The organism is Staphylococcus caseorum (assembly GCF_049943195.1).
GTDB lineage: Bacteria > Bacillota > Bacilli > Staphylococcales > Staphylococcaceae > Staphylococcus > Staphylococcus equorum_A.
This window is the reverse complement of the sequence record NZ_JBNFUA010000001.1, coordinates 251,677-265,649: the sequence shown is the minus strand read 5'-3', so window position 1 is coordinate 265,649 and position 13,973 is coordinate 251,677. Positions and strand designations below refer to the sequence as shown.

At 37.7% G+C, this 13,973-nt stretch carries 8 protein-coding genes, 6 tRNA genes and 2 rRNA genes; 4 read left to right on the top strand and 12 right to left on the bottom strand.

From position 1 onward, the window contains the following. Nucleotides 1–623 precede the first annotated feature (623 nt). Genes ACP3TL_RS01375 through ACP3TL_RS01360 form a run of 4 tightly spaced genes read left to right on the top strand, consistent with a single transcriptional unit; the run spans nucleotide 624 to nucleotide 5,787 of the window. On the top strand, nucleotides 624–2,177 hold the full coding sequence (locus ACP3TL_RS01375; protein WP_046466180.1) for a PTS mannitol transporter subunit IIBC: 1,554 nt from the start codon (nucleotides 624–626) through the stop codon (nucleotides 2,175–2,177). 36 nt (nucleotides 2,178–2,213) lie between these two features. Beyond that, nucleotides 2,214–4,244 (top strand): BglG family transcription antiterminator, encoded by a 2,031-nt coding sequence (locus tag ACP3TL_RS01370; RefSeq protein WP_046466181.1) that lies wholly within the window; start codon nucleotides 2,214–2,216, stop codon nucleotides 4,242–4,244. 5 nt (nucleotides 4,245–4,249) lie between these two features. Next, nucleotides 4,250–4,684 (top strand): PTS mannitol transporter subunit IIA, encoded by a 435-nt coding sequence (locus ACP3TL_RS01365; protein WP_046466182.1) that lies wholly within the window; start codon nucleotides 4,250–4,252, stop codon nucleotides 4,682–4,684. Next, nucleotides 4,684–5,787 (top strand): mannitol-1-phosphate 5-dehydrogenase, encoded by a 1,104-nt coding sequence (locus tag ACP3TL_RS01360; protein WP_046466183.1) that lies wholly within the window; start codon nucleotides 4,684–4,686, stop codon nucleotides 5,785–5,787. Before ACP3TL_RS01365 ends, ACP3TL_RS01360 begins: the two co-directional genes overlap by 1 nt. Before the next feature lie 98 nt (nucleotides 5,788–5,885). On the opposite strand, the gene glmM is transcribed toward ACP3TL_RS01360, so the two are convergent. The 12 genes from glmM to ACP3TL_RS01300 all read right to left on the bottom strand — a co-directional run bounded on the left by glmM (nucleotide 5,886) and on the right by ACP3TL_RS01300 (nucleotide 13,966). Continuing rightward, nucleotides 5,886–7,241 carry a phosphoglucosamine mutase gene (glmM, locus tag ACP3TL_RS01355; protein WP_046466184.1) on the bottom strand — a complete coding sequence of 452 codons (1,356 nt, stop codon included), beginning with the start codon at nucleotides 7,239–7,241 and terminating at the stop codon, nucleotides 5,886–5,888. Between the two features lie 29 nt (nucleotides 7,242–7,270). Continuing rightward, entirely contained in the window at nucleotides 7,271–8,203 is a 933-nt protein-coding gene (locus ACP3TL_RS01350) for a CdaR family protein (RefSeq protein ID WP_285326857.1), read from the bottom strand. Nucleotide 8,204: 1 nt separating this feature from the next. Further along, nucleotides 8,205–9,011: a diadenylate cyclase CdaA gene (gene cdaA / locus ACP3TL_RS01345; protein WP_046466186.1), complete on the bottom strand. Its 807-nt coding sequence runs from the start codon at nucleotides 9,009–9,011 to the stop codon at nucleotides 8,205–8,207. Nucleotides 9,012–9,148: 137 nt separating this feature from the next. Continuing rightward, nucleotides 9,149–10,054, bottom strand: coding sequence for an arginase (gene rocF / locus ACP3TL_RS01340; protein WP_046466187.1), 906 nt, complete (start codon nucleotides 10,052–10,054; stop codon nucleotides 9,149–9,151). Nucleotides 10,055–10,345: 291 nt separating this feature from the next. Further along, nucleotides 10,346–10,418: transfer RNA gene (locus ACP3TL_RS01335), tRNA-Lys, on the bottom strand. 4 nt (nucleotides 10,419–10,422) lie between these two features. Beyond that, nucleotides 10,423–10,497 (bottom strand) — tRNA-Gln (locus tag ACP3TL_RS01330). 4 nt (nucleotides 10,498–10,501) lie between these two features. Next, nucleotides 10,502–10,585, bottom strand: a tRNA-Tyr gene (locus tag ACP3TL_RS01325). A gap of 16 nt (nucleotides 10,586–10,601) precedes the next feature. Next, nucleotides 10,602–10,677: transfer RNA gene (locus tag ACP3TL_RS01320), tRNA-Val, on the bottom strand. An 8-nt stretch (nucleotides 10,678–10,685) separates the two neighbouring features. Then, a tRNA-Glu gene (locus tag ACP3TL_RS01315) sits at nucleotides 10,686–10,757 on the bottom strand. Between the two features lie 3 nt (nucleotides 10,758–10,760). Beyond that, nucleotides 10,761–10,835, bottom strand: a tRNA-Asn gene (locus tag ACP3TL_RS01310). 11 nt (nucleotides 10,836–10,846) lie between these two features. Beyond that, a 5S ribosomal RNA gene (gene rrf, locus ACP3TL_RS01305) occupies nucleotides 10,847–10,961 on the bottom strand. 81 nt (nucleotides 10,962–11,042) lie between these two features. Further along, nucleotides 11,043–13,966, bottom strand: a 23S ribosomal RNA gene (locus ACP3TL_RS01300). Nucleotides 13,967–13,973: the final 7 nt, after the last annotated feature.

The window sequence follows — 13,973 nt, the reverse complement described above, 5'->3', positions numbered from 1 at the left end:
AGCGTGTACGAACCTGTTCAATTGCGTATATGCCATCATAGACGGACTGATGCCTTTGTTTATTTAAAAGCGAATCCATGTCTAAGATAGGCATATTAGTCCCATACACCTTATAATATTATTTTTATTTTATTTTTGGCTATCTTATTAACTTTGTGCACTAGGTTGCCCTAATGTTTTCCTTAATAAGTTCACGAATGAGCCACATCCGGGATAGCATCCGCCGATGGTTCGATAACTATCCTCCTCGTCTACAAGTACTGATATCATGTCTATTAAGATTTCTGTTATAAACCTTAAATAATTAACATTTCATCACTTCACTTGCACAGGCGCTATAATTGAACTAAACGATTTAACTGTCCTCCTTTCCCTCAATAATTCTTATTGTACAATGTAAACAATACTGATTGCAAATCATTTATTAACATTATTTTTACAACCACTTAAAAAATTATTTATATGTTGTTACACTACGTATTTCACTTTGTTTTTCATATTAGATAACTGTCGTAAAGTTGTCAAAAACTCTATGACAAAATTGAAATTACTTTAAGTTGTTTATTAATGTGAACAGCCATACAATGAACTTATAAATAAAAAGAGAAAAAGAGGTGCAATTTATGTCACAAACAGAGACTAAAGAAAACAAAGGTATTGGGCGCAAAGTCCAGGCATTTGGGTCGTTTCTTAGTAGTATGATCATGCCAAACATTGGCGCATTTATCGCATGGGGTTTTATCGCTGCTATTTTCATTGATGGTGGTTGGTGGCCAAATAAAGATTTAAGTGAATTATCTGGACCAATGATTTCATACTTGATTCCATTACTTATTGCTTATAGTGGTGGACGTTTAATTCATGAAATGCGTGGCGGTATTATTGCTGCTGTAGCAACAATGGGGGTTATCGTTGCTTTACCGGATACACCAATGTTACTTGGTGCAATGATTATGGGGCCTCTCGTTGGTTGGTTAATGAAAAAAACTGACGAATTTATTCAACCGAGAACACCACAAGGCTTTGAAATGTTATTCAATAACTTCTCTGCTGGTATTTTAGGTTTTATAATGACTATCCTAGGTTTCAAACTTTTAGCACCAATTATGGAGTTCATTATGTACATCCTTTCATTAGCAGTTGAAACGTTAGTACATGCACATTTACTTCCATTAGTGAGTATTATAGTAGAACCTGCAAAAATCGTATTCTTAAATAATGCAATCAACCATGGCGTGTTTACGCCACTTGGTGCCGATCAGGCAGCTTCTGCTGGTCAATCCATTTTATATACAATTGAATCTAACCCTGGACCTGGTTTAGGTATTTTAGTTGCTTATATGATTTTTGGTACTGGAACTGCAAGAGCAACATCTTACGGTGCTGGTATTATCCACTTCTTAGGTGGTATTCATGAAATTTACTTCCCTTACGTATTAATGCGTCCGTTACTATTCGTAGCTGTAATTTTAGGTGGTATGACAGGCGTTGCTACTTATTCACTATTTGACTTTGGATTCAAGAGCCCAGCTTCACCCGGCTCCTTTATTGTCTATGTTCTGAATGCACCTAAAGGCGAATTTTTACACATGCTTATCGGTGTAGTACTCGCAGCCTTAGTTTCATTCATCGTTGCTGCCATCATCTTGAAATTCACAAAAGAACCTGATGAAGATTTAGAAGCTGCGACAGAAAAAATGGAATCTACTAAAGGTAAAAAATCAAGTGTATCTTCTAAACTAACAGGGAATAAAGATAATAATACTGTTGGAACGACTGGCTCTGGTGCTGCAGCTACATCTGCAGATACTGAAAGTAGTGAAGCACAATCTGAAGAAGACTTATTAGATAATTATGATACAGAAAATGTACATGCGCATGATTATAGTAAAGTAAACCATGCTATATTCGCTTGTGATGCTGGTATGGGTTCAAGTGCTATGGGTGCAAGTATGTTACGTAATAAATTTAAAAAAGCAGGTATCCAAGATGTGGATGTTTCAAATACCGCAATCAATCAATTACCTGAGGATGCACAACTTGTTATTACACAGAAAAAACTTACTGATAGAGCAATTAAACAAGCACCTAATGCAATTCATATTTCAGTAGACAATTTCTTAAATTCACCTAGATATGATGAATTACTTGAAAATCTTAAGCAAGACGAAAATTAATTAAAATTATATAGAATAATACTGGAGGGTATGACTATGTTTTTGAGTACACGTGAAAAAGAAATTATCGAAATGTTAATTAAGTATCACGGTCAATATGTCACCATTTATGACATTGCTCAACATCTAGCTGTATCCTCTCGTACTATTCATAGAGAGTTAAAATCAATTGAGTCATTTATAAATACTTTTAATATTAAATTAGAACGTGTAACTAAAAAAGGTATACAACTGGATGCAGATGAGCATGCAGTGACCTCGCTGAAAAATGTACTGTCACAACAAAATACAATTGATTTATCTCAAGAAGAACAAAAAGTTATTATTTTATATGCTTTGATTCAAGCTAAAGAACCTATCAAGCAATATGGCTTAGCACATGAAATTGGTGTATCTACACAGACGTTAACCAAACTTTTGGATGAATTAGACATCGAGCTTGATCAATATCAATTAAAATTACAGAAAAAACGCGGTGAAGGTATTCATTTAAATGGTGCTGAATCAAAAAAACGTGAATTATTAAGTCAACTTATGGTCAATAATTTAAATAGTACGAGTGTCTATTCAGTGATTGAAAATCATTTTGTCTACCAATCCATTAACCAATCTCAACTGGCAATGGTAGATATGGATAAGATTTTCCAAGTAGAACGTATACTTATGGATCATTTAGATCAACTCCCCTATTCATTGACTGAATCTAGTTATCTCACATTGACTGTGCATATCGTATTAAGTATCGATCGTATGCTCAATGGTGAATACGTTGCGCTAAATAATGATATCTATAATAATGTTAAAGATTCATTTGAACATAAAGTAGCTGCTGCACTCGCCTTACATTTAGAACATATTTATGGCGTGCAGTTCAATCAAGCAGAAGTAACCTTTATTACGATCCATTTACGTGGTGCGAAACGTAAGGAATCTGTAGAAGTGTTTAAAGATAATAAGGATGAAGCTCGTATAGATCAACTTATTCACTCTGTTGCTAAATATTCACAACAAGACTTTAAAGATTGGGATACACTGAGTGAAGGTTTGAAATTGCATCTTATCCCTGCAATTAATCGATTGAACGCAAACATTGAGACATATAATCCATTAACAGAAATGATTAAACATAAATACCCTAGACTTTTTGAAAGTGTACATCGAGGTTTATCACATATTTGGCCAGATTTTAATTTTCCAGATAGTGAAATTGCATTTATTGTGTTGCACTTTGGTGGCGCTATTCAAAACCAAGGAAGTCCATTTTATAGCGTCTTAGTTGTTTGTAGTAGTGGTATTGGCACAAGTCGCTTACTCGCTACACGATTACAGCAAACATTCAGTGAGATTCAAAAAACGACACAAGCTTCTGTTGGAGATTTAAATGAATTAGATCCAACACAATTTGATGCGATTATCACGACGGTAGATTTGGACATTACAACACCTTATATCACTGTAAATCCACTACTGCCTGATTCAGATATTAATCATGTTGCTGCATTTCTAAACATGCAAAAAGACGTACAACCAAGCGACACATTAGATTATACACATCAAAATATACCAGACCCTGAAGCTAAACTATCTTATATCAGAAAAGGTTTAGAACTTATTGATTCAGTATATATTGACTATATAAGCGTTTCTAATTGGACCACCTATTTAACCGAAACTTTATTATCTCATCAAATTATTACAGATGGTCAGTCATTCGCTGAACTCATTAAGCATCATATGGATACTCAAGGATTTGTCTTGGAACCATATCCGATAGCCATACCTCATTTAAAGAATGAAATAATACAACAACCTTTTATCTTAATTACGATTTTAAATGAGCCTATCATGCTAAAGAGTAATCAAAATGACGATCTATCAGTAAATTATTTATTAAATATGTTTGTACCGCATGATGATACGATGTCACAACTTGTCAGTGACATATCAGGAAAAATGGTTGAACATTTAGACAATATTGATGAATTTATGCAACATCCAGAACAATTGTTAGATATTTTAAAGCAGAGTTATCTTATACAATTACAAAATCTATTAAACTTGGAGTGAAGAAAATGAGCGAATTATTCAGTAACGAAAACATTTTTATTAACCAATCAATGAAAGACCAAAACGAAGCAATCGAAAAAGCGGGACAAGCCTTAGTTTCAAGTGGTGCCGTGACAGAAGCCTATATTCAAGCAATGAAAGACCGTGAACAAGTCGTTACGACTTTCATGGGTAATGGCTTAGCAATTCCACATGGTACTGACGAAGCTAAAGCAAGCGTCTTAAAATCAGGTTTGACATTAATTCAAATTCCTGAAGGTGTCGATTGGGATGGCGAAGAAGTTAAAGTCGTGGTCGGAATTGCAGGTAAAGATGGTGAACATTTAGACTTACTTTCTAAAATTGCCATTACGTTTAGTGAAGAAGAAAATGTGGAGCGTATTGTTAAAGCTTCATCTGCAGAAGAAATTAAACAAGTCTTTGAGGAGGCTGATGCATAATGAAAGCATTACACTTTGGTGCAGGTAACATAGGCAGAGGTTTTATCGGTTACATCTTAGCAGATAATGACGTTAAAGTAACATTTGCAGATGTGAACGCTGATATTATCAATGCTTTAGATGAAAAACAGGAGTATGATGTCATTTTAGCTGATGAAGCTCAAACAACAACACGCGTGCATAACGTTGATGCAATTGATTCAGGTTCCCTTTCCGAAAGTTTGAAAGAAGCAGTATTAGAAGCAGACTTAATTACAACTGCTGTTGGCGTTAATATCTTACCAATTATTGCTAAATCATTTGCGCCCTATTTAAAAGAAAAAGAAACGCCTGTAAATATTGTGGCCTGTGAAAATGCTATTATGGCTACGAACACTTTGAAAAAAGCGATTCTAGATATAACTGGTCCTTTAGACGACCATATCCATTTTGCTAATTCAGCAGTTGATAGAATCGTACCAATGCAAAAGAATGAAAATATTTTAGATGTCGTAGTTGAACCATTTTATGAGTGGGTTATCGAAAAAGATGCATGGTTCGGTCCAGAATTAAATCACATTAAATATGTAGATAACTTAACACCATATATTGAAAGAAAACTGCTAACTGTAAATACTGGTCATGCTTACTTAGCTTACGCAGGTCGATACTTTAATCAACCTACAGTATTAGATGCTATTAACGATGAGCATATTAAACATGATTTAGATAAAGTTCTTAAAGAAACAAGCCAGTATATTACAAGTCAATTTGATTTCACAGAAAATGAACAAGCACAGTACGTTGAAAAAATTATTGGTCGTTTTAAAAATCCTAACTTATCGGACGAAGTTACACGTGTCGGTCGTGGCACAATTCGTAAAATAGGGCCTCAAGATCGTATCATTAAGCCATTAAATTATTTATATCAAAATAATTTAGCCCATGACGGTTTAGTTAAAGCAGCTGCGTTGTTGTTAAAATATGATGACACAAACGATCCAGAAACAGTAGAGAAAAATGATTATATTAAAGCACACGGTGTTGAATCATTCTTAAAAGATTATGCTAAAATCGATAATCAATTAACTACAGAAATTGTTCAAGCATACAACGTACTGTAATATTTTGAAATTGCTGTAAAATAGTAACAAAAAAAGCTTGGAACAAGGTTTTAACCCTTGTTCCAAGCTTTTTTATTTTTATCAAAATTGGAATTTGTTTATTCGTCTAATCCCATTTTATCTTGTACAACATCTGCAATTGTTTGCGCGAAACGTTGTGCATCTTCATCAGTTGAAGCTTCAACCATTACACGAACAAGTGGTTCTGTACCTGAAGGTCTTACTAATATACGGCCTTCTCCATTCATTTCTACTTCTACTCTTGTCATTACTTCTTGAACATCAATATTTTCTTCTACACGATATTTATCTGTAACACGCACATTGACTAATGATTGAGGATATTTTTTCATTTGGCCTGCAAGTTGACTTAAACTCTTACCAGTCATTTTAATAACACTTGCCAACTGTACACCTGTTAATAAGCCGTCACCTGTCGTATTATAATCCATAAGCACGATATGACCAGACTGTTCGCCACCTAAATTATAATTGCCTCTTCTCATTTCTTCAACAACATAGCGGTCTCCAACTTTAGTTTTGTTTGATTGAATACCTTCATTTTCTAAAGCTTTATAAAAACCTAAATTACTCATCACTGTTGAAACAATCATGTTGTTGTTAAGTTCACGATTTTTAGACATCGCTTGTCCAATAATAAACATAATCTGATCACCATCAACGATTTCTCCATTTTCATCAATAGCGATAAGTCTATCTCCATCACCATCAAAAGCAAGTCCAAAGTCACATTCAGATTCTACAACTTCCTTAGCTAAAGTTTCAGGATGTGTTGAACCAACCTCTTTATTTATATTATAACCATCTGGATTACATCCAACTGTCACAGTATCTGCTTCTAAATCTCCGAATAAAAATGGTGCTAATGATGAAGTAGAGCCATTCGCTCCATCTAAGCCAATTTTCATACCATCTAGATTTACATCTACTGTTGATTTTAAATAACTGATATATTTTTGACTACCTTCAAAATAGTCAGAGTAATGAACGATATCTTCTCCAATTGGTCGAGGTAAGTCAGGATTTTCTTGATCTAAAAGTGTTTCTATTTCTTGTTCTTGGTCGTCTGACAATTTAAAACCATCTGAGCCGAAGAATTTAATACCATTATCTGGAACTGGATTATGAGAAGCAGAAATCATAATACCTAAATCAGCTTCCATTGCACGAGTTAAATAAGCAACTCCTGGCGTTGATATAACACCTAAACGCATTACCTCTGCACCAATTGAAATAAGTCCTGCAATTAAAGCAGATTCTAACATTTCTCCAGAAACACGCGTATCTCTACCAACGAGTACTTTAGGGTGCTTTTCCCCTTCATTATGTGCTAATACGTAACCACCGTAGCGTCCTAATTTAAATGCAAGTTCAGGGGTAAGTTCTTTATTAGCTACGCCCCTTACGCCGTCTGTTCCAAAATATTTTGCCATTATATATATCTCCTTTATTTTAAAAAAATCTATTTGACTGTAATTGTTGCAGTTGTATCTTTAGGACTTACTTTAGTAACCTTATCAGGCACTTCAAATGTAATATCTTTTTCAGTAGAACCTGCCACATTATCCAAATCAATATTGGCTGTAATTTCATCAATATCTTCTAGATATTCTTTATTACCATAAATTTCAACTTCCTCATTATCTACTTCGATATTATCTACTTCACGACCGTTTGATAATGAGCCTACTGCTTTAGTTTTTACTTTCACTTTTTTACTATAGTCTTCTACTTTCACACTTAGATTGACTTCATTTGGTTGAACCATCACATCAATTTTATTTAAGTTTCTATCAAATGCTGTAATTTGTGCGACATCTGTTGTGTCTTTAGAAATTTTACTTTTATTTTTATATGTTGCTTTTAAATAAGCAATTTTATCAATTTGATTTTTACCGCCAGTCACTTTAACAGTTTCTGGTGATACGCTCTGTTCATTCACTTTATATTCCGAATCCAAATCATTATTACTTACATCTGGTTCTACTTTTAATGTTTTACTTACTTTCTCTTCCAGATTTATTGTTGTTTCTTTCGGTTTCACATTATAATCAATATCTTTATTTAACCCATTCACTTGGAATTGTGTAGTATGCTTACCTGCTTTTTCTTCACTCAAGTCTAATACGGCTTTGATACTTTCACCATTTTCAGCCTTCAGTACTTGTGATTGTGGTCCAGATATTTCTACATCTACTTTATTTGGAACTTCACTAGCATACAATGATGTGTTGTCATACTTCACTTGAACAGGCACATCTTCAATTGTTTCTGAAGATTTCTGTCCTAAGTTATCAGCATTAAAAATATTACCAAACATATTATTAACTGATAAGAAAAATACTAACGCTAATACAAGTGCGATTAACCTTAATCCCCACTTACTTTCTAACATATTATTTCACACCTTTCTTGTTAAAGTGTGTGCCAAACCAATGTTCAGCCAATAATTCTTCAAAAGCTTCGTTAGAAATATCTTTTCTTAATTTACCATCAAATGTAACAGAAATTGATCCTGTTTCTTCAGACACAATAACTGTAAAAGCATCGGATACTTCAGAAATACCAACTGCCGCTCTATGTCTTGTACCTAAGCTTTTAGCAATCTTGGCACTATCTGATAATGGTAAATAACTTGCAGCACTTGCAATTTTATTTTCTTGTATAATCATCGCGCCATCATGTAAAGGTGTATTAGGCACGAACACGTTTGTTAAAAGTTCTTGTGATATTTCCGAGTTCATGGCAATACCAGTTTCGATATAATCTTGTAATCCTGTTTCATTTTCAAAAACAATCAATGCACCAATACGTCGTTTTGCCATATACTGCACTGCTTTGGATACAGAAGATATAAGTTTTCCTTCATCACTATTTAAATTAGTTGAATAGCGTTTAAATAGACTTCCACGACCAAGTTGTTCTAATGCACGTCTAATTTCTGGTTGGAATATTACGATTAAAGCTAACACACCCCATTGAATAACTACATCAAACAATTTGGCTGTGGCTGTTAAATTTAACATTTTACTCACTTGTTGACCAATAACTATTACGACAATTCCTTTTAATAGTTGAATGGCTTTGGTACCTTTAAAAACTGTAATGAGAAGATAAAGTACATACCATACTATGAGCAAATCGAGTACACTTGCAATTATTTTTACTGTACTCCAGTCATCAAAAAAGTTGGATAAATCCATAACATCTCCTCCGGTTATCTGTTCCCATGTTATATATTATACCAATCATAAAGCCAACTGTCATATTTAGTATTTAATTTTATAATAAAAATTAAAAAAACTGATATGGATATAATCCATATCAGTTTCATTACTAATTATAGAAGCGTTTCTCCAAAGAAACTACCTACTAAACCAACCGCTTGTTTAGCTGTATCATTGGTGTGATCTATTAATGGGTTAACTTCAACTATATCCATAGAAGTCACACACTTCGAGTTATGTAATAACTCTAATGCAAAATGACTTTCTCTATATGTCAAGCCACCTAAGACTCTAGTGCCTGTTCCTGGCGTTTCAACAGGATCCAACGCGTCGACATCTAATGATAAATGTATACCGTCTGTTTTAGGTTCTAGATATTCTATCGTTTCATCTATAACTTGGTTAATACCATATCTATCAACTTCCGCCATAGTATAAGTTTTAATATTATTTTCTTTTATGTAACGGCGTTCGCCATCGTCTAAATCTCTCATTCCTATAAGAACGATGTTTTCTGGTTTCACTTTAGGTGTATAATTTGAAATATTAACTAAGCGCTCATCCCCATCTCCAGCAAGTACACGTAATGGCATACCATGTATATTACCTGATGGTGATTCTTCGGGTACATTTAAATCTCCATGTGCGTCGTACCAAATAACGCCTAAGTTATCATAGTGTTTACTTACGCCAGATATTGAACCTATAGCAATTGAATGATCTCCTCCAAGAATCAATGGAAAATTATTTTTTTCAATACTATTTGATACTGCTTCACTTAAGTTGTTAGAAACAGTAATAATTTCGTCTAAATTTCGTAAGCCTTCTTGCTCTGAATTAAACTTATCTAAATCAATTGCTGGTACTTCAATATTACCAGAATCTACAACGGATAAACCTATCGCTCTAATACGATCAACAATGCCTGCATATCGTATAGCATCTGGACCAAAGTTAACCCCTAATTTCCTTTGACCATATGTTGATGGTGCTCCAATTATTTCTATTTTTTTATTCATGTTAAAAACCCCTTTGTTTTCATCTGTTACTAGAATAATCGAAAGCGCTTTATGTTTCAAGTTAATGTAATATCATAATTTTTTTATAAAATCGTCATTTTACATATAAAACCAGTATAATGATTTATAATTCATAAAAAGGTCTTATATTGCCTTTTACATACTATTCTAATCATAAAAATGTATAGGAATTTTTTTGACTTTTCTTTATTATATTACCATTTAAAGATTTTCAGAAGTTTTAATTTTCAACACAAAAAAAGCATTTCTCATAAGAGAAATGCTATATAGTGAGCCATAGTGGGCTCGAACCACTGACCCTCTGATTAAAAGTCAGATGCTCTACCAACTGAGCTAATGGCTCTAAATGGCTGGGCTAGCTGGATTCGAACCAACGAGTGACGGAGTCAAAGTCCGTTGCCTTACCGCTTGGCTATAGCCCATTAATGGTGGAGGGGGGCAGATTCGAACTGCCGAACCCGAAGGAGCGGATTTACAGTCCGCCGCGTTTAGCCACTTCGCTACCCCTCCGCTATTAAATTAAAAATGGTGGAGGATGACGGGTTCGAACCGCCGACCCTCTGCTTGTAAGGCAGATGCTCTCCCAGCTGAGCTAATCCTCCAATATGTATGACCCCGACGGGACTCGAACCCGTGTTACCGCCGTGAAAGGGCGGTGTCTTAACCGCTTGACCACGGGGCCATATGGCTCCACAGGTAGGACTCGAACCTACGACCGATCGGTTAACAGCCGATAGCTCTACCACTGAGCTACTGTGGAATAATTAAATTGCCTGGCAACGTCCTACTCTTGCGGAACGTAAGTCCGACTACCATCGGCGCTAAGGAGCTTAACTACTGTGTTCGGCATGGGAACAGGTGTGACCTCCTTGCCATTGTCACCAGACAATGAACTGTATATAAATTATACATTCAAAACTAGATAGTAAGTAAAATTTGATAATGCCAAACAAAACACTTTTTAAATTTGATTAAGTCTTCGATCGATTAGTATTCGTCAGCTCCACATATCGCTATGCTTCCACCTCGAACCTATTAACCTCATCATCTTTGAGGGATCTTATAACCGAAGTTGGGAAATCTCATCTTGAGGGGGGCTTCATGCTTAGATGCTTTCAGCACTTATCCCGTCCATACATAGCTACCCAGCGATGCCGTTGGCACGACAACTGGTACACCAGAGGTATGTCCATCCCGGTCCTCTCGTACTAAGGACAGCTCCTCTCAAATTTCCTGCGCCCACGACGGATAGGGACCGAACTGTCTCACGACGTTCTGAACCCAGCTCGCGTACCGCTTTAATGGGCGAACAGCCCAACCCTTGGGACCGACTACAGCCCCAGGATGCGATGAGCCGACATCGAGGTGCCAAACCTCCCCGTCGATGTGAACTCTTGGGGGAGATAAGCCTGTTATCCCCGGGGTAGCTTTTATCCGTTGAGCGATGGCCCTTCCATGCGGAACCACCGGATCACTAAGTCCGTCTTTCGACCCTGCTCGACTTGTAAGTCTCGCAGTCAAGCTTCCTTATGCCTTTACACTCTATGAATGATTTCCAACCATTCTGAGGAAACCTTTGAGCGCCTCCGTTACTCTTTAGGAGGCGACCGCCCCAGTCAAACTGTCCATCTGACACTGTCTCCCACCATGATAAATGGTGCGGGTTAGAAATCCAACACAGCAAGGGTAGTATCCCACCAACGCCTCGACGTAAGCTGGCGCTCACGTTTCAAAGGCTCCTACCTATCCTGTACAAGTTGTACCGAATTTCAATATCAGACTACAGTAAAGCTCCACGGGGTCTTTCCGTCCTGTCGCGGGTAACCTGCATCTTCACAGGTACTATGATTTCACCGAGTCTCTCGTTGAGACAGTGCCCAAATCGTTACGCCTTTCGTGCGGGTCGGAACTTACCCGACAAGGAATTTCGCTACCTTAGGACCGTTATAGTTACGGCCGCCGTTTACTGGGGCTTCGATTCGTAGCTTCGCCGAAGCTAACCACTCCTCTTAACCTTCCAGCACCGGGCAGGCGTCAGCCCCTATACATCACCTTACGGTTTAGCAGAGACCTGTGTTTTTGATAAACAGTCGCTTGGGCCTATTCACTGCGGCTCTCCTGGGCGTTAACCCTAAAGAGCACCCCTTCTCCCGAAGTTACGGGGTCATTTTGCCGAGTTCCTTAACGAGAGTTCGCTCGCTCACCTTAGAATTCTCATCTTGACTACCTGTGTCGGTTTGCGGTACGGGCACCAAAATTCTAGCTAGAGGCTTTTCTTGGCAGTGTGAAATCAACGACTCGAGGAAACAATTTCCTCTCCCCATCACAACTTGACCTTAAGAGTGCCGGATTTGCCTAACACTCAGTCTCATTGCTTGGACGTACAATCCAATAGTACGCTTCGCCTATCCTACTGCGTCCCCCCATCGCTTAAAACGAAATTTGGTGGTACAGGAATATCAACCTGTTATCCATCGCCTACGCCTATCGGCCTCAGCTTAGGACCCGACTAACCCAGAGCGGACGAGCCTTCCTCTGGAAACCTTAGTCAATCGGTGGACGGGATTCTCACCCGTCTTTCGCTACTCACACCGGCATTCTCACTTCTAAGCGCTCCACATGTCCTTGCGATCATGCTTCAACGCCCTTAGAACGCTCTCCTACCACTGTCCTTACGGACAATCCACAGCTTCGGTAATATGTTTAGCCCCGGTACATTTTCGGCGCAGTGTCACTCGACTAGTGAGCTATTACGCACTCTTTAAATGATGGCTGCTTCTAAGCCAACATACTAGTTGTCTGGGCAACGCCACATCCTTTTCCACTTAACATATATTTTGGGACCTTAGCTGGTGGTCTGGGCTGTTTCCCTTTCGAACACGGACCTTATCACCCGCGTTCTAACTCCTAAGATAAAATTGATTGGCATTCGGAGTTTGTCTGAATTCGGTAACCCGATAAGGGCCCCTCGTCCAAACAGTGCTCTACCTCCAATAATCATTACTTAAGGCTAGCCCTAAAGCTATTTCGGAGAGAACCAGCTATCTCCAGGTTCGATTGGAATTTCTCCGCTACCCACAACTCATCCGCTCACTTTTCAACGTAAGTCGGTTCGGCCCTCCATTCAGTGTTACCTGAACTTCAGCCTGGTCATGGGTAGATCACCTGGTTTCGGGTCTACGACCAAATACTCAACGCCCTATTCAGACTCGCTTTCGCTACGGCTCCACATTAACTGCTTAACCTTGCATCAAATCGTAACTCGCCGGTTCATTCTACAAAAGGCACGCCATCACCCATTAACGGGCTCTGACTACTTGTAAGCACACGGTTTCAAGTTCTATTTCACTCCCCTTCCGGGGTACTTTTCACCTTTCCCTCACGGTACTGGTTCACTATCGGTCACTAGAGAGTATTTAGCCTTGGGAGATGGTCCTCCCGGATTCCGACGGAATTTCTCGTGTTCCGTCGTACTCAGGATCCACTCAAGAGTGAACAAACTTTCGACTACAGGATTATTACCTTCTTTGATTCATCTTTCCAGATGATTCGTCTAATTTGTTCTTTTGTAACTCCGTATAGAGTGTCCTACAACCCCAACAAGCAAGCTCGTTGGTTTGGGCTCTTCCCGTTTCGCTCGCCGCTACTCAGGGAATCGATTTTTCTTTCTCTTCCTGCGGGTACTAAGATGTTTCAGTTCCCCGCGTCTGCCTTCAGATATGCTATGTATTCACATATCGATAACACGACATAACTCGTGTTGGGTTTCCCCATTCGGAAATCTCTGGATCAAAGCTTACTTACAGCTCCCCAAAGCATATCGTCGTTAGTAACGTCCTTCGTAGGCTTCTAGTGCCAAGGCATCCACCGTGCGCCCTTAATAACTTAATCTTTTCGA